General features: G+C 72.6%; 17 protein-coding genes. 4 read left to right on the top strand and 13 right to left on the bottom strand.

From position 1 onward, the window contains the following. The 3 genes from ACXNSR_RS28065 to rimP form a co-directional block, all read right to left on the bottom strand. Positions 1–288, bottom strand: coding sequence for a YlxR family protein (locus ACXNSR_RS28065; RefSeq protein WP_329098775.1), 288 nt, complete (start codon positions 286–288; stop codon positions 1–3). A gap of 145 nt (positions 289–433) precedes the next feature. Further along, complete coding sequence (gene nusA, locus ACXNSR_RS28060) at positions 434–1,444, bottom strand: transcription termination factor NusA (RefSeq protein ID WP_458638154.1); 1,011 nt, start codon at positions 1,442–1,444, stop codon at positions 434–436. A gap of 2 nt (positions 1,445–1,446) precedes the next feature. Then, a complete protein-coding gene (gene rimP / locus ACXNSR_RS28055) occupies positions 1,447–1,959 on the bottom strand; it encodes a ribosome maturation factor RimP (RefSeq protein ID WP_458638153.1) in 513 nt (170 codons plus the stop codon). Between the two features lie 167 nt (positions 1,960–2,126). On the opposite strand from rimP, the gene ACXNSR_RS28050 reads away from it, so the two are divergent. The 4 genes from ACXNSR_RS28050 to ACXNSR_RS28035 are packed head-to-tail and all read left to right on the top strand — an operon-like array spanning position 2,127 to position 5,054. Beyond that, the gene (locus ACXNSR_RS28050) at positions 2,127–2,669 is read left to right on the top strand and encodes a hypothetical protein (protein WP_458638152.1); all 543 of its coding nucleotides are present in this window, start codon (positions 2,127–2,129) and stop codon (positions 2,667–2,669) included. Further along, the gene (locus tag ACXNSR_RS28045; protein WP_458638151.1) at positions 2,666–3,133 is read left to right on the top strand and encodes a ferritin-like domain-containing protein; all 468 of its coding nucleotides are present in this window, start codon (positions 2,666–2,668) and stop codon (positions 3,131–3,133) included. Before ACXNSR_RS28050 ends, ACXNSR_RS28045 begins: the two co-directional genes overlap by 4 nt. Before the next feature lie 16 nt (positions 3,134–3,149). After that, positions 3,150–4,052 carry an aminoglycoside phosphotransferase family protein gene (locus ACXNSR_RS28040; RefSeq protein WP_458638150.1) on the top strand — a complete coding sequence of 301 codons (903 nt, stop codon included), beginning with the start codon at positions 3,150–3,152 and terminating at the stop codon, positions 4,050–4,052. A 42-nt stretch (positions 4,053–4,094) separates the two neighbouring features. Next, entirely contained in the window at positions 4,095–5,054 is a 960-nt protein-coding gene (locus ACXNSR_RS28035; protein WP_458638149.1) for a slipin family protein, read from the top strand. Positions 5,055–5,262: 208 nt separating this feature from the next. Here the strand turns inward: ACXNSR_RS28035 and ACXNSR_RS28030 are convergent, their stop codons facing one another. From ACXNSR_RS28030 to ACXNSR_RS27985, 10 genes are all read right to left on the bottom strand, one after another. Further along, positions 5,263–6,966 carry a proline--tRNA ligase gene (locus tag ACXNSR_RS28030; RefSeq protein WP_458638148.1) on the bottom strand — a complete coding sequence of 568 codons (1,704 nt, stop codon included), beginning with the start codon at positions 6,964–6,966 and terminating at the stop codon, positions 5,263–5,265. A gap of 42 nt (positions 6,967–7,008) precedes the next feature. Continuing rightward, entirely contained in the window at positions 7,009–7,551 is a 543-nt protein-coding gene (locus tag ACXNSR_RS28025) for a GNAT family N-acetyltransferase (protein ID WP_458638147.1), read from the bottom strand. A 111-nt stretch (positions 7,552–7,662) separates the two neighbouring features. After that, complete coding sequence (locus tag ACXNSR_RS28020) at positions 7,663–8,505, bottom strand: GNAT family N-acetyltransferase (RefSeq protein WP_458643414.1); 843 nt, start codon at positions 8,503–8,505, stop codon at positions 7,663–7,665. A gap of 201 nt (positions 8,506–8,706) precedes the next feature. Further along, the gene (gene ispG, locus ACXNSR_RS28015) at positions 8,707–9,864 is read right to left on the bottom strand and encodes a flavodoxin-dependent (E)-4-hydroxy-3-methylbut-2-enyl-diphosphate synthase (protein ID WP_030651122.1); all 1,158 of its coding nucleotides are present in this window, start codon (positions 9,862–9,864) and stop codon (positions 8,707–8,709) included. 175 nt (positions 9,865–10,039) lie between these two features. Beyond that, positions 10,040–11,341: a M50 family metallopeptidase gene (locus tag ACXNSR_RS28010; protein ID WP_458638146.1), complete on the bottom strand. Its 1,302-nt coding sequence runs from the start codon at positions 11,339–11,341 to the stop codon at positions 10,040–10,042. Next, entirely contained in the window at positions 11,338–12,591 is a 1,254-nt protein-coding gene (dxr, locus tag ACXNSR_RS28005; RefSeq protein WP_458638145.1) for a 1-deoxy-D-xylulose-5-phosphate reductoisomerase, read from the bottom strand. The genes ACXNSR_RS28010 and dxr overlap by 4 nt, the downstream gene beginning before the upstream one ends. A 21-nt stretch (positions 12,592–12,612) precedes the next feature. Continuing rightward, positions 12,613–13,995 (bottom strand): hypothetical protein, encoded by a 1,383-nt coding sequence (locus tag ACXNSR_RS28000; protein ID WP_458638144.1) that lies wholly within the window; start codon positions 13,993–13,995, stop codon positions 12,613–12,615. Positions 13,996–14,033: 38 nt separating this feature from the next. Further along, complete coding sequence (locus ACXNSR_RS27995; RefSeq protein ID WP_458638143.1) at positions 14,034–15,965, bottom strand: acyl-CoA dehydrogenase family protein; 1,932 nt, start codon at positions 15,963–15,965, stop codon at positions 14,034–14,036. A 339-nt stretch (positions 15,966–16,304) separates the two neighbouring features. Continuing rightward, on the bottom strand, positions 16,305–17,750 hold the full coding sequence (locus ACXNSR_RS27990; RefSeq protein WP_458638142.1) for an aldehyde dehydrogenase family protein: 1,446 nt from the start codon (positions 17,748–17,750) through the stop codon (positions 16,305–16,307). Positions 17,751–17,902: 152 nt separating this feature from the next. Continuing rightward, a complete protein-coding gene (locus ACXNSR_RS27985) occupies positions 17,903–19,483 on the bottom strand; it encodes a PucR family transcriptional regulator (RefSeq protein ID WP_458638141.1) in 1,581 nt (526 codons plus the stop codon). Positions 19,484–19,514 lie beyond the last annotated feature (31 nt).

The raw sequence follows: 19,514 nt of genomic DNA, 5'->3' as shown, positions 1-19,514 counted from the left end.
TTACGGTGTGGCCCCGGCCTCACGGGCCACGGCATTGCGCAGGTTCTCCGTGTCGAGCGCTCCGGCGGACCGAAGGGCCCGGGGGAACGCACGGCGGCGGATCGCCTGGTCGAGGCAGACCACGGCGGGGTGCACATAAGCACCCCGTCCCGGCCGCGTACCGCGTGGATCGGGGACGCATGCGTCCCCATCCGCCACGACGCGCAGCAGATCGTTCTTGGCCGCTCGCTCCCGACACCCCACACAGGTGCGTTCGGGGCATGCGCGGGCTTGCGTCCGGCCAGACACGCCTAAGTCTACCTCCCCGCACCGACCTCTCCCCCGACAAGTCACGGGGGAAAGATCGAACGGTTGTCGTGTTGTCTTGTATCCGCCGCCCGAGCGGCGGTCGTGCACCCTGTCTACCGTCCGGGGAAGCCCGGACGGTACCGGTTTATTCCCCGCCCCGCTCCCGGTCGGCGTCCGGGGACGCCTCGGTGTCGGGACGGATGTCGATGCGCCAGCCGGTGAGGCGCGCGGCGAGGCGGGCGTTCTGGCCCTCCTTGCCGATGGCCAGCGACAGCTGGTAGTCCGGCACGGTCACCCGTGCGGAGCGGGAGTCCCAGTCGACGACCTCGACCTTGCTCACCCGGGCGGGTGACAGCGCGTTCGCGACCATCTCCGCCGGGTCGTCCGACCAGTCGACGATGTCGATCTTCTCGCCGTGCAGTTCGGCCATCACGTTGCGCACGCGGCTGCCCATCGGGCCGATGCAGGCACCCTTCGGGTTCAGGCCCGAACGGGTGGACCGGACGGCGATCTTGGTGCGGTGACCGGCCTCACGGGCGATCGCCGAGATCTCGACGCTGCCGTCGGCGATCTCCGGGACCTCCAGCGAGAAGAGCTTCTTCACGAGGTTGGGGTGGGTGCGCGAGAGGGTCACGGACGGACCGCGGACACCCTTCGCCACCCGCACGACGTACGCCTTCAGACGCAGACCGTGCGTGTACTCCTCACCGGGGACCTGCTCCTGCACGGGCAGGATGGCCTCCAGCTTGCCGATGTCGACGAGGACGTTCTTGGGGTCCTTGCCCTGCTGGACGACGCCGGTGATGACGTCGCCCTCACGGCCGGCGAACTCGCCGAAGGTCAGGTCGTCCTCGGCGTCGCGCAGACGCTGGAGGATCACCTGCTTGGCGGTCGTCGCGGCGATCCGGCCGAAGTCCGACGGGGTGTCGTCGAACTCCTTGGGCTCCTGGCCCTCTTCGAGATCCCTCGGGTCTTCCGTCGCCCACACGACCACGTGACCATTGGTGCGGTCCAGCACGACGCGAGCGCGGCGGAAGCTCCCCTCGGTCCGGTGGTACGCGATGAGGAGGGCCGACTCGATCGCCTCGACGAGCAGGTCGAAGGAGATCTCCTTCTCCCGGACCAGACCCCGCAGGGCACTCATGTCGATGTCCACGGCTACGCCTCCTCTTCCTTCTTGTCCTTGCGGTTGAACTCGATCTCGACACGCGCCTTGGCGATGTCGGTGAATGCGATACGCCGGGCGGTCGCCTTGCGGCCCTTCACGCCCGGTACTTCGAGGTCCATGCCCTCGTCGTCGACGCCCAGGATCCGGGCGACCAGTTCCCCGGTCCCCTTCTCGCCCTCGGCGGACAGCTGGAACTTCACGAGGCGGCCGACGGCCCGTACGTAGTGGCGGTGCTCGGTCAGCGGGCGGTCGGCGCCCGGCGAGCTGACTTCGAGGACGTACTCGTCCTCACCCATCACATCGGTTTCGTCGAGCTTGTCGGAGACCTCGCGACTCAGCTCGGCACACGCGTCCAGCTCCACGCCCTCGTCGGAGTCCACGATGATCCGCAGCATCCGGCGCTTGCCCGCCCGCGTCATCTCGATCTCTTCGAGGTCCAGGCCCCTGGCGGCGACGAGCGGCTCCAGCAGTCCGCGCAGCCTGTCGCTCTGGGTGGTGCTCATCCGGGTGACTCCTCGGCCGCGTGTGCTGTTGTGGTTTCCGTCGTGTGTCAGGTCAAAGGGTATCCGGTGTCGGAGGGTGTTGCCGTCCGCCCTGTGGACAAGGCCCCGGGTACCGTGATCACACCCTGCCCCGCCATCAGCCCCGTCATCACCCGGAGGACGTCGCCGTGTCCTGGACTCTGCCTTCGAGACCCTCGCGCAGGAGCCTGCTCGCCGGTGCGGCCGGCGCGGCCGGCGCCGCGCTGCTGACCGGGTGCTCCGACGGCCCCGCGACGGACGCCGCCCTCACGGTTCCACTCGAACGGCGGATGCGGGAGGCGGCCGTTCGTGACAGTGCGCGTCTGCTGGAACGTTACGACAGCACGGCGGCCGCCCATCCGGCGCTGGCCTCGCGGCTCGCTCCGCTGCGCGCCGCCGTCGCCGCCCACACCGCGGCCCTGTCCCCCACTCCTTCGGCCCCGCCGTCCCCCTCCCCGTCCCGGTCCGGCGGTACGGGGGCCGCCGCGCCCGCGGCGAGCGGCGAGCCGGTGCCGCCGAAGCCCGACGAGGCGCTGACCGCGCTCGCGGACGCCGAGCGGAGCCTGTCCGAATCGCGGACCATCGACCTGGCCGGGGCCCCCGGGGAGCTGGCCCGGCTGCTGGCCTCCGTGGCCGCCTGCGGCGCCGTGCACGCGTACCTGCTGACCTCGAACCCCGGAGCCACCTCGTGAAGCCCGAACCCTCCTCCGCCGGCCGGGCCCTGGAGGCCGCCCAGGCCGCGCTCGCCGCCGAACACGCGGCCGCGTACGGCTACGGGGTGATCGGCGCCCGGTCCGCCGGCGCCCGCGCCACGCAGGCCCGGGAGTCGTACGGCGGCCACCTCGCGCGACGCGACGCGCTCGCCCGGACCGTGCGGGAGCTGGGCGGCGCGCCCCGGCCCGCGGAGGCCGCGTACGCCCTGCCGTTCGAGGTGCGCACCCAGGCCGACGCCGAGCGGCTGGCTGCCGAGATCGAGGACCGGGTGGCCGGCGCGTACTCCGATCTGGTGCGCGCGGCGGAGGGTCCGCTGCGCCGCGAGGCGGCCGACGCGCTGAGCGCGGCGGCAGTGCGCGCGGCACGCTGGCGTGGTGTCGGCGTAGCCTTCCCTGGGCTCACGGAACGCGCTGACGAGGCGCAACGGGCCCAGCACAGCTGAAAGGGACCACGCACGCATGGCTTTCGAACCGCCGCAGCGGCTTGTACGGGCGCTCGGCGAGATGCCGGAGACGGCGCAGGACAAGGACTGGCTGGGGCAGCTGCCCCGACTCACCGAGGCCGCGCTGTCCCGGCGCGGGGTGGAGGCCCGGCGGGTGCAGGCCCCGGGCGGCCGCAGCAGCCTGGTGGTCCTCGTCACGTACGCCGACGGGACCCCGGCCGCGCTGAAGCTGGCGCCGCCGCACGCCCGGCCCGACCGCGAGCTGGCCGCGCTGGCCCACTGGGGCGGTTTCGGGGCCGTACGGGTCCTCGACACGCGGCATCACGACGACGACGGGGCGCTGCTGCTGGAGCGGCTGCACCCAGAGGTCTCGCTGCGGTCGCTGCCGGAGGCGAAGGCCCTGCTGGAGGCGAGCGGCACGCTGCGCAGGCTGTGGGTGGCGCCGCCGGCCGGGCACGGGTGGGAGACGGTGGCGGAGCGCACCGAATGGCAGTCGGCGGCCCTGCGGGCGGCCCCGGCGGAGGCCCGGGCCCTGGCGGACACGGCGCTGGCGATGCGGGCGGAGCTGGTGGCGGCGCCCCCGGAGGAACTGCTGCTGCACGGGAACTTCCGGCAGGGCAAGGTCCTGGCGGGCGAGCGGGCCCCGTGGCTGACGGTGGGCCCCGACCCGCTGGTCGGCGAGCGGGCGTACGACCTGGCCCGGCTGGTCCGGGACCGGCTGGAGGACCAGGTGGCGTCCTCCGCGGGCGCGGCGGGGGCCCGGCGCCGGGTGAACAAGCTGGCGGACGCGCTGGACGTGGACCGGGAGCGGCTGCGGGGCTGGACGCTGTTCCGGGCGGTGGAGTCGGGCAACCGCGCACTGGCTGCCGGTCGGCGCCGCGACGCGGAGCTGCTGCTGGAGTTCGCGGCCTGGTTGTAGGGCATACCGTAGATATCGAGGTATGTCCGGCAGGGGGCCGTCATGGTCGAAGAACTGCTGACAGCGGCCATCGCCACGGGTGTGGCCGCCGTGGTCTACGTGGGCGCCGCGGCCCGGGTGGTGAAGCAGTACGAGCGGGGCCTGGTCTTCCGCTTCGGCAGGCTGCGCGAGGAGATCCGCCAGCCCGGTTTCACGACGATCGTTCCCTTCGTGGAACGGCTCCGCAAGGTGAACATGCAGATCGTGACGCTGCCGGTGCCCGCGCAGGAGGGCATCACCCGGGACAACGTCACGGTGCGGGTGGACGCGGTCGTGTACTTCAAGGTCGTCGACCCGGCGAGCGCGATCGTGGCGGTGGAGGACTACCGCTTCGCGGTGTCGCAGATGGCGCAGACCTCACTCAGGTCGATCATCGGAAAGTCCGACCTGGACGATCTGCTGTCCAACCGGGAGATGCTCAACCAGGGCCTGGAGCTGATGATCGACAGCCCGGCGGTGGGCTGGGGCGTGCAGATCGACCGGGTCGAGATCAAGGACGTCTCGCTGCCGGAGACGATGAAGCGGTCGATGGCCCGGCAGGCCGAGGCGGACCGGGAGCGCCGGGCCCGTGTGATCAACGCGGACGCGGAGCTGCAGGCCTCGCACAAGCTCGCCGAGGCGGCGGAGGTCATGTCGGAGCAGCCGGCGGCGTTGCAGCTGCGCCTGCTGCACACGATCGTGGCGGTCGCCGCCGAGAAGAACTCCACGCTGGTGCTGCCGTTCCCGGTGGAGCTGCTGCGCTTCCTCGAGCGCGCGGTTCCGCCGCCCGCGGCGGCTTCGGCGCGGGAGGAACCGGCCCCGGCCGGCCCGGCTTCCGAAGGCCCCGGGCCGGCCGAGGTCGCCGACGCGGCTGCCGACGCGCTCGACGGAGCTCCGGTGCCGGACGCGCTCGGTGGGCCGGTGGACGGGCTGATGCTGGACGCGCCGCCGCCGCAGGAGGAGCGGGACGGGCTGCGCGAGTAGCCGCTGCGCGGAGCCGTCCCCGACCCGTCCTTCCCCCGTTCCCCGGGCTCCGCCCGGACCCGCGCCTCAATCGCCCGCGGGGCTGGGATTGCGGTCGGGCAACCCAGCCGGCCGGCTCCGTGCCGATCCGGCCGGGCATATCCGGCCCCGCCGGCGTTCGAGGCACGGGGTCCGGAGCGGAGCCCCGGGAAGCCGGGGCTCCGCCGGGCTACCGGGTCAGGCGGGCGAGGGCTTCCGCCAGCGGAAGTTCCTCGCGGGTGCCCGACGCACGGTGCTGGAGTTCGACGATCCCGTCGGCGGAGCGGCGGCCCGCCACCAGGATCCACGGCACGCCGATCAGTTCCGCGTCCGTGAGCTTCACGCCGGGCGACATGCCGGGACGGTCGTCCAGCAGCACCCGCAGACCCGCCGCGGCCAGGGCCGTCGCCGCCTCCTCCGCGAGCGCGAGCGGCACCGCCTTGCCCGCCGCCACCACGTGGACGTCGGCCGGGGCCACCGCCGCGGGCCAGCACAGGCCGCGCTCGTCCGCCGTCTGCTCGGCCAGCGCCGCCACCGCGCGGGAGACGCCGATGCCGTAGGAGCCCATCGTGACCCGGACCGGCTTGCCCTCGCGGCCCAGGACGTCCAGCCCGAAGGCGTCCGCGTACTTGCGGCCCAGCTGGAAGATGTGCCCGATCTCGATGGCCCGGTCGAGCTTCAGGCCCGCTCCGCAGGACGGGCAGGGGTCGCCCGGCTCCACGACCACCACGTCCAGGTAGCGGTCGACCTCGAAGTCCCGCCCGCAGACCACGTTCCGGGCGTGCGTGTCCGCCCGGTTGGCCCCCGTCACCCACGAGGTGCCGGGCGCGACCCGCGGGTCGGCCAGGTAGCGGACCTTCTCCAGACCCTGCGGGCCGACGTAGCCGCGCACGAGGTCCGGGCGGCCCTCGAAGTCCTCGGCCGTCACCAGTTCCACCACCGCCGGGGCCAGGTGCTCGCCCAGCTTGCCGAGGTCCACCTCCCGGTCCCCCGGCACGCCCACGGCCGTGATCTCGCCGTCGACCTTGACGAGGAGGTTCTTCAGCGTCGCCGAGGCGGGTACGCCCAGGTGGGCGGCCAGGGTCTCGATCGTCGGGGTGTCCGGGGTGTCCACCTCCTCCAGCGCCGGGTGCTCCGCGGAGACGGGGACGGGGGCGAGGGCGAAGGTCACGGCCTCCGTGTTCGCCGCGTAGTCGCACGAGGGGCAGTCCACGAAGGTGTCCTCGCCCGCCCCGGCAGGGGCCAGGAACTCCTCCGACGCCGAGCCGCCCATCGCGCCCGACACTGCCGACACGATCCGGTGGTCCAGGCCGAGCCGCTCGAAGATGCGGACGTACGCCTCGCGGTGGAGCCGGTAGGACTCCTCCAGTCCCTCCTCGGACACGTCGAAGGAGTACGAGTCCTTCATCTGGAACTCGCGCCCGCGCAGCACCCCGGACCGGGGCCGCGCCTCGTCGCGGTACTTGGTCTGGATCTGGTACAGCATGACCGGCAGGTCCTTGTAGGAGGTGCACTGGTCCTTCACCACGAGGGTGAAGATCTCCTCGTGCGTCGGGCCCAGCAGGTAGTCCGCGCCCTTGCGGTCCTTGAGCCGGAAGAGCAGGTCGCCGTACTCCGACCAGCGCCCGCTGACCTCGTACGGCTCCTTGGGCAGCAGGGCCGGGAGCAGCACCTCCTGGGCCCCGATCGCGTCCATCTCCTCGCGGACGACGCGTGAGACGTTGTCCAGGACCCGCTTGCCGAGCGGCAGCCACGTCCACACCCCGGCCGAACTGCGCCGGACGTAGCCGGCGCGGACCAGGAGCCGGTGGCTGAGGGTTTCGGCGTCGGCCGGGTCCTCGCGGAGGGTCTTGGCCATGAGGCGGGACATGCGCTGCACGTGTTGCGTAGACATGTCGGGAGATTACCGGGGGCCCGACGGCCCGCGGTACCGGTTTCAGGGCCTGTTCAGCGGCAGGGTGGCGCCCATGACGGCGTACGGCATGCTCGCGCTCGGGAAGTGGACCTGGCGGGCGAGGTCGGTGTAACCGAGGGTGCGGTAGAGGCCGCGGGCGGGGCTCTCGGTGTCGATGGCGGAGAGGATCGAGCGGGGCTCGGCGGCCTCGTCGGTGATGCCGGTGATGAGGGCGCGGCCGACGCCGTGGCCCTGGAAGCCGGGGTGGACGTGCAGCTCGGTGATCACGAAGGACCCGTCGAGCCAGTCGTCGTACCCGCCGGCCCGCAGGTAGGGCTCGACGATGGTGGACCACCAGTGGGTGCGGTCGTTCGGCATCCCGTACACGAATCCGGTGAGCGCGCCGTCCTCGGCGAACGCCCCGAGGGCGCGGGCGCCGCGGCAGGTCATGTGGCGCTGGACGATGTAGCGCCGGATGCCGACCTCCTCCTCGCTGAGGCCGAAGGCGACGGCCTGCACGCGCAGGGCCTCGTCCACGCGGGCGGCGAGGTCGAGGGGACCGATTCGGACTCCGGAAGGCAGCATGCGGCGACCTTACTTCGCGGTACGGGGCTGCCGGAATGCCGCAGCAGGGGTCCGTGGCCCGCCTTTCGGATCAGGTGTGGCCGCGTGCGGGAACGGGGCGCCGGAACCGGGTCAGAAGAGGACGCTCATGAACGCGCCGACCTCGCGGAAGCCCACGCGGCGGTAGGCCGCCCGCGCTGCGGTGTTGAAATCGTTGACGTACAGGCTGACCACGGGGGCCACGTCCCTCAGGGCGTACTCGACGACGGCGGCCATCCCGGTCTCCGAGTGGCCGAGGCCGCGGAACTCGGGGTCCACCCACACGCCCTGGATCTGGCAGGCGCGGGGGGTGGCGGCGCCGATCTCGGCCTTGAAGACGACCTTGCCGTCGTCGACGCGGGCGAAGGAACGGCCGCCGGCGACGAGCTCGGCGACGCGTGCCTGGTAGAGCAGCCCGCCGTCCCCGGCCATCGGCGAGATGCCGACCTCTTCGGTGAACATGGCCACGCAGGCGGGCATGATCAGGTCCATCTCGTCCTTGCGGATCCGGCGGACCCGCGGGTCGGCCTCGACCGTGGTGGACGGGCGTTCGATGACCATGAGCGGCTGGTGGGAGCGGATCTCGCGGGCCGGACCCCAGCTGGGCTCCAGGAGCTGCCACAGCAGCCGGGTGGCCTCGGCGGGGCCGACGATGGAGGAGCAGCGGCGGCCGGTGCGGCGGGCCCGCTCGGCGAAGGCGCGTACGGCGTCGGGTCCGGCGCAGACGGGGACCAGGTTGGCGCCCGCGTAGCAGAGCGAGCGGAGCTCGCCGTCGGCGTACCAGCCCCACATCTCGCCGCCCAGACGCCAGGGGTCGAGCCCGGCGACCTGGACCCGGGAGGTGACGAAGGCGTTCTCGACCGGCTCGCGTCCGAGGATTTCCATCGCGGCGTCGAGATCACTGGGCTCAAGGACCCGGGTGGTGGTCTGCGTCAACACTGGGGCCTCACCATGCAGGTCTACTGATCTCCGCACTGTACCCGGCGGGGCCCGGGGATGCCGCGTCCGAGGTCACGAAAGGGCCCCGGACCGCCCCCGAACTGCGGGAACGGTGCCGGGGCCACTGACGGAGCGTGCCGGGCGAGCGAGCCGAAGAGCCGGCAACGGGCGCCCCGGAGGCGAGCCGAGACCGGAGACTCAGACGCCGATGGCGACGGTGGGCTCGCCGCTGGTGATGCCGTCCGCCTCCATCTGCGCCGCGATCTTCATGGCCTCTTCGATGAGGGTCTCCACGATCTTCGACTCGGGGACGGTCTTGATGACCTCGCCCTTCACGAAGATCTGGCCCTTGCCGTTGCCGGAGGCGACGCCGAGGTCGGCCTCACGGGCCTCGCCGGGGCCGTTGACGACGCAGCCCATGACCGCGACGCGCAGCGGGACCTCCATGCCCTCCAGGCCCGCCGTGACCTCCTCGGCCAGCTTGTAGACGTCGACCTGGGCGCGGCCGCAGGACGGGCAGGAGACGATCTCCAGGCGGCGCGGCTTGAGGTTCAGGGACTCCAGGATCTGGATGCCGACCTTGACCTCCTCCGCCGGCGGGGCGGAGAGGGAGACGCGGATGGTGTCGCCGATGCCCTCGGAGAGCAGCGCGCCGAAGGCGACCGCGGACTTGATGGTGCCCTGGAAGGCGGGTCCGGCCTCGGTGACGCCCAGGTGCAGCGGGTAGTCGCAGGCGGCGGCGAGCTGGCGGTAGGCGTTGACCATGACGACCGGGTCGTTGTGCTTGACCGAGATCTTGATGTCGCCGAAGCCGTGCTCCTCGAAGAGGGAGGCCTCCCACAGCGCGGACTCGACCAGCGCCTCGGGGGTGGCCTTGCCGTACTTCTTCAGCAGTCGGGCGTCGAGGGAGCCGGCGTTCACACCGATGCGGATCGGCGTGCGGGTCTCGTTCGCGGCCTTCGCGATCTCCTTGACCTTGTCGTCGAACTGCTTGATGTTGCCCGGGTTCACGCGGACCGCGGCGCAGCCGGCGTCGATCGCGGCGAACACGTACTTCGGCTGGAAGTGGATGTCGGCGATGACCGGAATCTGCGACTTCTTGGCGATCACGGCGAGCGCGTCGGCGTCGTCCTGGGTCGGGCACGCCACGCGGACGATGTCGCAGCCGGAGGCGGTGAGCTCGGCGATCTGCTGGAGCGTCGCCCCGATGTCGGAGGTCCTGGTGGTGGTCATCGACTGGACGGAGATCTGCGAGTCGCCGCCGACGGCCACCTTGCCGACCTGGATCTTGCGGCTGACCCTGCGGTCGGCAAGCTTCGTCGGCACGGCCGGCATTCCGAGAGAGATGGCAGTCATCTGCTGTGCAACCCCAAGGTGTGGATCAAGGTCCCGAGATCGGCGGGCTCCAGGCTTCGAGATTACGCCAACCCGGGGGCGGGCCGTGCATCCGAGGGGGTGTGGCACCCGAACGTAGGGAGCCGGGCACGATCCGTGCCCGGCTCCGGTACGCATGGGGTACGGCCCCCGCAAACTAGGTGATCTTGATCGGGTTGACCACGTCCGCGACCATCACCAGCAGGGTGAAGCAGATGAACAGGCCCGCGACCACGTACGCGACGGGCATCAGCTTCGCCACGTCGAACGGGCCGGGGTCGGGGCGCCGGAAGACCCGTGCGACGGTGCGCCGGAGCGATTCCCACAGGGCGCCGGCGATGTGCCCGCCGTCGAGCGGGAGCAGCGGCAGCATGTTGAAGAGGAACAGCGAGAGGTTGAAGCCGGCCAGCAGGTTGAGGAAGAAGACCAGCTGGTGCTGGGCGGGGATGTCGAGGGTGAAGATCTCACCGCTGACGCGCGCCGCGCCGACGACGCCCATCGGGCTGTCCTGCTTGCGCTCGGCCCCGTTGAACGCCGCGTTCCACAGGTCCGGGACCTTGGAGGGCAGGGCGACCAGCGACTGCACGCCGGCCTCCATCATCTCGCCCATGCGCTCGACGGACTGGCCGAAGGACTGCGGGACGTAGCCGGAGGCGGGTGCGAAGCCGAGGAAACCCGCGGTGACATACTCGTCCTTGACGTACCGGCCGCTGCCGTCCGTCTTGGCGACCTTGTTCTCGATCAGGTTCGCCTTGAGGTCCACGCGCTGTCCGGCCCGCTCCACCGTGATCGTGGCGGGGCCGACGGTGGCGCGGATGTCCTTCTGCAGGGCGGACCAGTCGCCGACCGACCGGCCGTTGAAGGCGACGATCTTGTCACCCGCCTTGAGGCCCGCGGCCTTGGCGGGGGCGGCCGGGTCGCCGGGGGCGCACTTGTCGCGCTTCTCGCTCTGCTGGATGACGCAGTCCGAGACGGTGGCGACCGAGGTGGTCTGGGTGTTGAGCCCGAAGGTCATCAAGGTCGTGAGGAAGATCGCCACGGCCAGGATCAGGTTCATGAACGGACCGGCGAACATCACGATCACGCGCTTCCACGGCTTGCGCGTGTAGAAGAGCCGGCTCTCGTCCCCGGGCTGGAGCTCCTCGTACGCGGCCGAGCGCGCGTCCTCGATCATCGACCGGAACGGCGAGGTGGAGCGGGCGGTGACCTTGCCGTCCTCGCCGGGCGGGAACATCCCGATCATGCGGATGTAGCCGCCCATCGGGATGGCCTTGATCCCGTACTCGGTCTCGCCCTTCCTCCGCGACCAGATGGTCGGCCCGAAGCCCACCATGTACTGCGGCACGCGAATGCCGAAGATCTTGGCCGTGGAGAGGTGCCCCAGCTCGTGCCAGGCGATGGAGACCAGCAGGCCGACCGCGAAGACCACGACCCCGAGCACCGTCATCAGTAGTGTCATGCGCGCGCCTCCACGGCGGCCCGTGCCGCCATCTCCCGCGCCCGGGCCCTGGCCCAGGCCTCTGCTTCAAGGACGTCCTGGACCGTCAGGGAGGTTCCCGACTCAGGCGTCCCGTGCTCGTCGACCACGGCAGAGACCGTATCCATGATTGCTGTGAACGGCAGCCGACCTGCCAGGAATGCTTCCACGCACTCCTCGTTGGCCGCGTTGAACACGGCCGGGGCGGTTCCGCCGAGGGTGCCCACGTGCCGGGCGAGGCCCACCGACGGGAAGGCCTCGGTGTCCAGCGGGAAGAACTCCCAGGTGGAGGCCTTGGACCAGTCGAAGGCGGGGGCGGCGTCCGGGATCCGCTCGGGCCAGCCGAGGCCGATCGCGATCGGGCCGCGCATGTCCGGCGGGGTGGCCTGGGCGAGCGTGGAGCCGTCGGTGAACTCCACCATCGAGTGCACGTAGGACTGCGGATGGACCACGACCTCGATGCGGTCGAAGGGGATGTCGTAGAGCAGGTGGGCCTCGATGACCTCCAGCCCCTTGTTGACCAGGGTCGCGGAGTTCACGGTGATCACCGGGCCCATGGCCCAGGTGGGGTGCGCGAGCGCGTCCTGGACGGTCACGGTCGCGAGCTCGGCGCGGGTGCGGCCGCGGAAGGGCCCGCCGGAGGCGGTCACCACGAGCTTGCGGACGTCGGCCCGGGTGCCGGCGGCCAGTGCCTGGAAGAGCGCGGCGTGCTCGGAGTCCACGGGAATGATCTGGCCGGGCTTCGCGAGGGCCTTGACCAGCGGGCCGCCGACGATCAGCGACTCCTTGTTGGCCAGGGCCAGGGTCCGGCCCGCCCGCAGTGCGGCGAGGGTCGGCGCGAGGCCGATGGAACCGGTGATGCCGTTGAGGACCGTGTGGCACTCGGAGGCGGCGAGTTCGGCCGCGGCGTCCGGACCGGCCAGGATCTCGGGCAGTGGCTCGGACGGCCCGTACTGGGCGCTCAGCGCCTCTTTCAGGGCCGGTACGACGTCCTCGCGGGCGACGGCCACGGTCTTGACCCGCAGCAGCCGGGCCTGCTCGGCCAGCAGCTCCACCCGCCCGCCGGCGGCGGACAGGGCGGTGACCCGGAACCGGTCCGGGTTGCGCAGGGCGAGGTCGATGGCCTGGGTCCCGATGGACCCGGTGGACCCGAGGATGACGATGTCCCGGAGGCCGGCCGCGGGGTCGAAGAGGAGGTGCGGATCGGCGAGGGGGGCTGGGCGGTCGCTCATGCCCCCCATTGTTGCCGCAAGTCATGAGCGGCCGGACACGGAGCCCCCTTCCGTTACCCGCAGGAGCAGGTGCGGGAGCGTTCCGGCGAACTCCGGGAGCGTCCTGGCGACGCTCCACCAGGCCTCGGGGTCCTCGTCGAGGGCGAGGGCCAGGAGCTGGTCGGCCTCGGCGTGGGACGCGAGGACGGCCGCGGGGCGGTCGTGCCGGTCGGGATGGTCCACGTCGCCGAGCCAGTGGTCCTGGTCGAGGGCCCAGCAGGCCGGCAGCTTGTGCCGGATCACGTCATGTCCGGTGAGCAGGCCCCGGTCGATGCAGTCGCGCACCCAGCGGATGTCCTCCTGGACGCTGTCCATCGGCACGGCGAGGCTCGCCAGGGCCAGCTCGCGCTCCACGCCCCCGTAGGGCTCGGCGGCCGTCGGGGCCAAGTGGCGCACCGCGCGGACGAGGTCGGGGCCGGGCGGACCGGCGTCTGCCGCTTCGGGCACGGTGCCGTCGGCCAGGGCGGCGACCAGCGCGGGCAGCGGGCCCCGGTAGCCGGGGGCGTGCCTGAGCAGCTCCGCCCACTGGCGGGGGTCGTCGCCGAGCGGGCGCAGGGCCCGCAGGACCGCCGTCTGCATGCCGGCCTGTTCGGGCAGGGTCCAGCGCAGGCCGTCGGTGTCGGGGAGGCGGGCGAGCACCAGGGTGCGGTGCGCGGGGGCGACGTGGGTGACGAGTTCCTCGTGCGTGACCGCCCCCATCCGCACGGCGCGGACGGCGGGCCGGTACCAGCGGCGCCCGTCCGGCGGCGCGGCGGGGACGGCCAGGAACGCGTGGACGGTCCGCGGGGGCAGGTCCAGGGCGAGCAGCAGGGCCTCGACCGCGCCGGCCGGCAGCGGCTCGCGCAGGTGCTCGGCGAGCAGCGGCTCCGGGTCCGGCGTGTGGTGCAGCGCCAGGACGTCCAGCGGGACCCGTGGCCCGCGCCTGCCGTGCCGGCGCAGCAGGCCGGCCAGTTCGGCCGCGTCGAGCGGTCCCTCACCGGGGTCCCGGCCGAGTTCGGCGCGGAGTACCGGCAGGAGTTCGGGCGGTGTGCGGCGCAGGGCGTAGCGGGCCGGTCCGGGCAGGCCGGGCAGTGGCCGGCCCACGACGCGGGGGTTGCGCGCGATGAAGGTCCGGTCGGCCGCGCCGCCGTGGCGCAGCAGCAGGGTGACGGTCGAGGCGGACAGCCACTCGTCCCGGCACAGGTACTTGCGGGTGGGCTCGTCCAGCCTGCCGATCATGTCGGTGACGACGTGGTCCGGTGCGTGGCGCAGCAGGTGCGCCACGCACCAGGCCAGCCGTCGGCTGGTGCGGTCTTCCTCGGCCGTCGGCATCGTTCTCGTCCGCCTCGCGCTGTGCTCGTACGAGTACCCGTACTCGTAACTCATCCTCGTACGTCTGTCCGACGTCCGGCGATGATCGCAGGTCAGCGGATGGGGCGGTGCACGTTTTTCCGGGTCGAGGGTCCGGGCGCCGCGTCCGCGATCCAGGGGCCCTCGCCGGAGGGGTCGAGGACGCCCTCCTCCAGCCATGCGTAGGTGCCGGACAGGACGCCCGCGACCACCTTGCGGTCGAGGCCGTCGGTGTTGGACCAGAGCCGGCCGAAGAGCTCCTCCACGCGCAGCCGGGACTGCTCGCAGAAGGCGTCGGCCAGCTGGTAGGCCTCGCGGCCGTGGGCGCCGGTGGCGCGCAGGTGCTCGGCGCGGACGCAGGCCGCGCTCATGGCGAAGAGCTCGGCGCCGATGTCGACGATGCGGCCGAGGAAGCCCTGTTTGGTCTCCATCCGGCCCTGCCAGCGGGACATGGCGTAGAAGGTCGAGCGGGCGAGTTTGCGGGCGCTGCGCTCCACGTAGCGCAGGTGGGTGGAGAGGTCGGGATGGCCACCGGGGTGGAAGGCACGGTAGGTGCCGGGCACCTGGCCGGGGCCGGTGGCGAGCTTGGGCAGCCAGCGGGCGTAGAACCCGGCGGCGCGGGCCGTGGCCTTGGCCTTGTCGCCGAGTGCCTTCTCGGGGTCGATGAGGTCGCCCGCCACCGAGAGGTGGGCGTCGACGGCCTCGCGGGCGATCAGCAGGTGCATGATCTCGGTGGAGCCCTCGAAGATCCGGTTGATGCGCAGGTCGCGGAGCATCTGCTCGGCGGGGACGGCGCGTTCGCCGCGGGCGGCCAGGGACTCGGCGGTCTCGAAGCCGCGCCCGCCGCGGATCTGGACCAGTTCGTCGGCCATCAGGCAGGCCATCTCGGAGCCGTAGAGCTTGGCGAGGGCGGCCTCGATGCGGATGTCGTTGCGGTCCTCGTCGGCCATCTGGGAGGCGAGGTCGACCACCGCTTCGAGGGCGAAGGTGGTGGCTGCGATGAAGGAGATCTTCGCGCCGACCGCCTCGTGCCGCGCGACCGGCCGGCCCCACTGCTCGCGGACGCCGGACCACTCGCGGGCGATCTTCAGGCACCACTTGCCGGCGCCGACGCACATGGCGGGCAGGGACAGCCGGCCGGTGTTGAGCGTGGTCAGGGCGATCTTGAGCCCGGCGCCCTCGGCGCCGATGCGCTGGGCCGCGGGGACCCGTACCCGGTGGAAGCGGGTCACGCCGTTCTCCAGGCCGCGCAGGCCCATGAAGGCGTTGCGGTGCTCGACGGTGATGCCGGGCGAATCGGCCTCCACCACGAAGGCGGTGATGCCGCCGCGGTGGCCGTCGGACTTCGGGACGCGGGCCATCACGACGAGCAGGTCCGCGACGACCCCGTTGGTCGTCCACAGCTTCACTCCGTCGAGGACGTAGTCGTCGCCGTCCGGGACCGCCGTGGTGGCCAGGCGCGCCGGGTCGGACCCCACGTCGGGCTCGGTGAGCAGGAAGGCGCTGATGGCGGTGGTGGCGCAGCGGGGCAGGTAGGCGTCCTTCTGCTCCTGGGTGCCGAACATCTTCAGCGGCTGGGGCACGCCGATCGACTGGTGGGCGGAGAGCAGGGCCCCGATGGCCGGGCTCACCGAGCCGACGAGGGCCAGCGCCTTGTTGTAGTAGACCTGGGTGAGACCGAGGCCGCCGTACTTGGGGTCGATCTTCATGCCGAGGGCGCCGAGCTCCTTGAGGCCGCGCACGGTCTCGTCGGGGATCTTCGCCTCGCGCTCGATGCGGGCCCCGTCGATGCGGGTCTCGCAGAACTCCCGCAGCCGGGCCAGGAAGGCCTCGCCCCGCCGGACGTCCTCGTCGGCGGGGAGCGGATGGGGGTGGATCAGGTCGAGCCGGAAGCGTCCGAGGAACAGTTCCTTGGCGAAACTGGGTTTGCGCCAGTCCTGTTCCCGGGCCGCCTCCGCGACCTGCCGTGCCTCGCGCTCGGTCACCTTGGGCTGTGTTGCGGACATGAGGGGACTCACCTCGCCGCCGGAGTCGGTGGTACCGGCCTACTGGCCGGTGCTACCTGTGAGTCGTACCCCCTCCTGCCCGCCGGGAAAAGCCGGGCGGGCCGAGCGGGGGAATTCCGGCCCGACAGCGCGACTGCGCCGGGCGAGTGAGCCGAAGGGGCGCGGCGGCGAAGGACGGCGGGCGCCCGCAGGAAGCGCGAGGAACGAGCGGTGCCGAGGACGCACGGCGCCCTGGAGCCGGCACCGGCGCCCCGGAGGCGAACCGAGCCCGCCGAAAAAAGGGGACGGCCGGAGCCCCCGCACAGTAGGCTCCGGCCGTCGGCTCTGGGCCGTACGAGATCAGATGTCGAGGCCGGTCAGGACCAGGACCCGCTCGTACGTGTAGTCGTCCATCGCGTAGCGGACGCCCTCGCGGCCCACACCGGACTGCTTGACGCCGCCGTACGGCATCTGGTCGGCGCGGTAGGACGGCGCGTCGCCGATGATCACACCGCCGACCTCGAGCTCGCGGTGGGCGCGGAACGCGGTCTGGACGTTGCGGGTGAAGACGCCGGTCTGCAGACCGAACTTCGAGTCGTTGACGGCGGCGAAGGCCTCGTCGGTGTTCTCGACCTTCTTCAGCGTCAGGACCGGTCCGAAGACCTCCTCGGTGGCGAGCTTGACGCCGTCCGGCACGTGGGCCAGGACGGTGGGCTCGTACGAGGCACCCGCACGCTTGCCACCGGTGAGGAGCTTGGCTCCGCCGGCCACGGCCTCGTCGACCCAGGACTCGACGCGCTGGGCGGCGGCCTCGGAGACGAGCGGGCCGACGTCGGTGGCCGAGTCGGACGGGTCACCGGTGACCTGGGCCTGGACCTTCTCGACGACCTTCTCGACGAGGCGGTCGTAGACGGAGGCGTCGGCGATCACGCGCTGCACGGAGATGCAGGACTGGCCGGCCTGGTAGTTCGAGAAGGTCGCGATACGGGTCGCGGCCCAGTCGAGGTCGGCCTCGGAGGACCAGTCGTCCAGGACGACGGCCGCGGCGTTGCCGCCGAGCTCCAGGGTGCAGTGCTTGTGCGGCACCGACTGCTGGATGGCGTAGCCGACGGTGTCGGAGCCGGTGAAGGAGATGACGGGCAGGCGCTCGTCCTTCACCAGGGCCGGCATCTTGTCGTTGGCGACCGGCAGGACCGACCAGGAGCCGGCCGGAAGGTCGGTCTCGGCGAGCAGCTCGCCGAGGATCAGGCCGGACAGCGGCGTGGCCGGGGCCGGCTTGAGGATGATCGGCGCGCCGACGGCGATGGCCGGGGCCACCTTGTGGGCGCACAGGTTCAGCGGGAAGTTGAACGGCGCGATGCCGAGGACCGGGCCCTTGACGAAGCGGCGGGTCAGCGCGAGACGGCCGACACCACCGGCGTCGGTGTCGAGGCGCTGGGCCTCTCCGCCGTTGAAGCGGCGGGCCTCTTCGGCGGCGAAGCGGAACACGGACACCGCACGGCCGACCTCACCGCGGGCCCACTTGACGGGCTTGCCGTTCTCGGCGGAGATCAGCTGGGCGATCTCCTCGGTGCGCTCGACGAGTCGCTTGGACACGTGGTCCAGGGCGGCGGCCCGTACGTGGGCGGGGGTCGCGGAGAACTCCGCCGTCACGGCGTACGCCGCGGCCACGGCCTCTTCGACCTGCTCGTCGGTGGGCACGCTGACGGTGCCGACCAGGCGGCCGTCCCACGGGGAGTGGACGTCGAAGCTGTCCTCGCCGGTGGCCTGGCGGCCGGCGAGCCAGAAGGCGTGGGTGGAAGTCATGCGAATCCCGGCCCTTCGGAAGTGTGCGGTGGGTCCTGACCCCTCCACCGTAGAACTCCGTCGGCCTTTCGGCGTTTGTCCCTGATGGAGCGGCGGGTCGTCGCGCTTCGCCGCTTTGTCACTGTCCGGCCGACCGGGTGAGCGTTGCTGGCCTAGGCGGGGGTCGAGGTCGCCTTGAGGGCGAGCCACAGTTCCATGCGGACGTCGGGGTCCTCCAGGGAGCGGCCGAGGATCTCCTCGACCCGCTTCATCCGGTAGCGCAGGGTGTGCCGGTGCACGCCGAGGTCGGCGGCGGCCGCGTCCCACTGGCCGTGGCGGGAGAGCCAGGCCTGGAGCGAGGCCACCAGGTCGCCGCGCCCGGTCGCGTCGTGCTCCCGCAGGGCGCGCAGGGTGCCGTCCGCGAAGGCCCGTACGGCGTCGTCGGCCAGCAGCGGCAGGACCGAGCCCGCCGCCATGTCCTCGTGCTCCACCATCGGCCGGCCGCGGCGCCGGGCCACGGCCAGGGCCTGGTCGGCCTGCTTGAGGGCCGCCGCCACACCGCCCGCCCCGGCCGGCGCGGACAGGCCGACGACCAGTTCGTCCGGCTCGGGCCCGGCCGCGTCCCGGCCCCGCCGGGCCTCCAGTACCTCCGCGTGGTCCACGCACGCCTGGACGGCTGCGCCCCCGTCGGAGGCCAGGATCACGAGCCGGCCCGCCTCCGGGACGACGAGCAGCGCCTCCCCGGTCCGGGCGGCCGCCGACTCCACCGTGTCGGACAGCAGCGCCAGGCCTTCCGGCTGGGCGGTCCCCGCCAGGGCCGGCTCGGCCACGACGATCCGGAACGGTGCCTCCAGCAGGGCCCCGTACAGGTCGCCGGCCACGGACCGGGCATGGTCCGCCTCTCCCGCGAGCAGCATGCGCAGCACCGCCGCCCCCAGCCGGGACTCCGCGTCGTGCAGCGAGCGCGAGCGCTCGGTGGTGAGGGTGAGCAGTGCGACCGCGGAGTGGACGGCGTACCGCTCGGCCGTGCCCAGCGGGGCCGCGGTGCCGACGGCGAGCGCGCCGCGCGCCCGCCGGCCCGTGCCCAGGGACTGGAGTTCCACGCGGTCCTCGGAGCCGCCGACCACGGCGCTCGCGGGTGCCGGGCGCTCCCGCAGCCGTTCCACGTCGGGGGTGAGCCGGGCGGCGCGGCGCGCGGCCCAGTCGGGGGCGGCCGCGACGACCGCGCCCGAGGTGTCGTACAGCGCGGCCCAGCCGTGCACGTGCGCGGCCAGCTTCACCAGCAGCTCGGTGGGGCCGTCGACGGAGAGCGCGGCGCGCGTCAGCTCCCGCTGGGCCTCGAAACCGGCGGTGACGGCCCGGTACTGGTCCGCCGCGAGGGCCGCGGAGACCGCCTTGCTGATCGCCAGGAAGGGGGTCCGCCGGGGTACCTCCAGCAGCGGCATGTCCTCGCTGCGCGCGGCCTCGACCAGCGCCTCGGGGATCTCCTCGTAGTTGACGCCGATCGCGAAGCCGATGCCGACGACCCCGGCCGCGGCGAGGCGGCGCACGTAGGCGCGCATCTCCTCGGGGTCCCCCGCGTCGAGCTTCATCGCGGTGATCAGGAGCAGCTCCCCGCCCTCCATATAGGGGACGGGGTCGGCGAGCTCGCTGACGTGGGCCCAGCGCACCGGGGTGTCGAGGCGGCCCTCCCCGGCCCGGACGCTGAGCTTGAGCGCCGAGTGCTGGACGAGTGAGGCGAGGGTGAGCGGCATCGGTTACCAGTGGCCTTAGCGGGAGGGGGCG

This window comes from Streptomyces sp. NC-S4 (genome assembly GCF_054353315.1).
Note: the sequence above shows the minus strand (reverse complement) of the source record. Positions and strands in the feature narration are given on the sequence as shown.

Excerpts from the sequence above, each read along its gene's own strand:
- rimP (WP_458638153.1), bottom strand. The coding sequence starts at position 1,959 with ATGAGCACCACCCAGAGCGACAGGCTGCGCGGACTGCTGGAGCCGCTC.
- ACXNSR_RS28040 (WP_458638150.1), top strand. The coding sequence starts at position 3,150 with ATGGCTTTCGAACCGCCGCAGCGGCTTGTACGGGCGCTCGGCGAGATG.
- ACXNSR_RS28035 (WP_458638149.1), top strand. The coding sequence starts at position 4,095 with ATGGTCGAAGAACTGCTGACAGCGGCCATCGCCACGGGTGTGGCCGCC.
- ACXNSR_RS28030 (WP_458638148.1), bottom strand. The coding sequence starts at position 6,966 with ATGTCTACGCAACACGTGCAGCGCATGTCCCGCCTCATGGCCAAGACC.
- ACXNSR_RS28025 (WP_458638147.1), bottom strand. The coding sequence starts at position 7,551 with ATGCTGCCTTCCGGAGTCCGAATCGGTCCCCTCGACCTCGCCGCCCGC.
- ispG (WP_030651122.1), bottom strand. The coding sequence starts at position 9,864 with ATGACTGCCATCTCTCTCGGAATGCCGGCCGTGCCGACGAAGCTTGCC.
- ACXNSR_RS28010 (WP_458638146.1), bottom strand. The coding sequence starts at position 11,341 with ATGACACTACTGATGACGGTGCTCGGGGTCGTGGTCTTCGCGGTCGGC.
- dxr (WP_458638145.1), bottom strand. The coding sequence starts at position 12,591 with ATGAGCGACCGCCCAGCCCCCCTCGCCGATCCGCACCTCCTCTTCGAC.
- ACXNSR_RS28000 (WP_458638144.1), bottom strand. The coding sequence starts at position 13,995 with ATGAGTTACGAGTACGGGTACTCGTACGAGCACAGCGCGAGGCGGACG.
- ACXNSR_RS27995 (WP_458638143.1), bottom strand. The coding sequence starts at position 15,965 with ATGTCCGCAACACAGCCCAAGGTGACCGAGCGCGAGGCACGGCAGGTC.
- ACXNSR_RS27990 (WP_458638142.1), bottom strand. The coding sequence starts at position 17,750 with ATGACTTCCACCCACGCCTTCTGGCTCGCCGGCCGCCAGGCCACCGGC.
- ACXNSR_RS27985 (WP_458638141.1), bottom strand. The coding sequence starts at position 19,483 with ATGCCGCTCACCCTCGCCTCACTCGTCCAGCACTCGGCGCTCAAGCTC.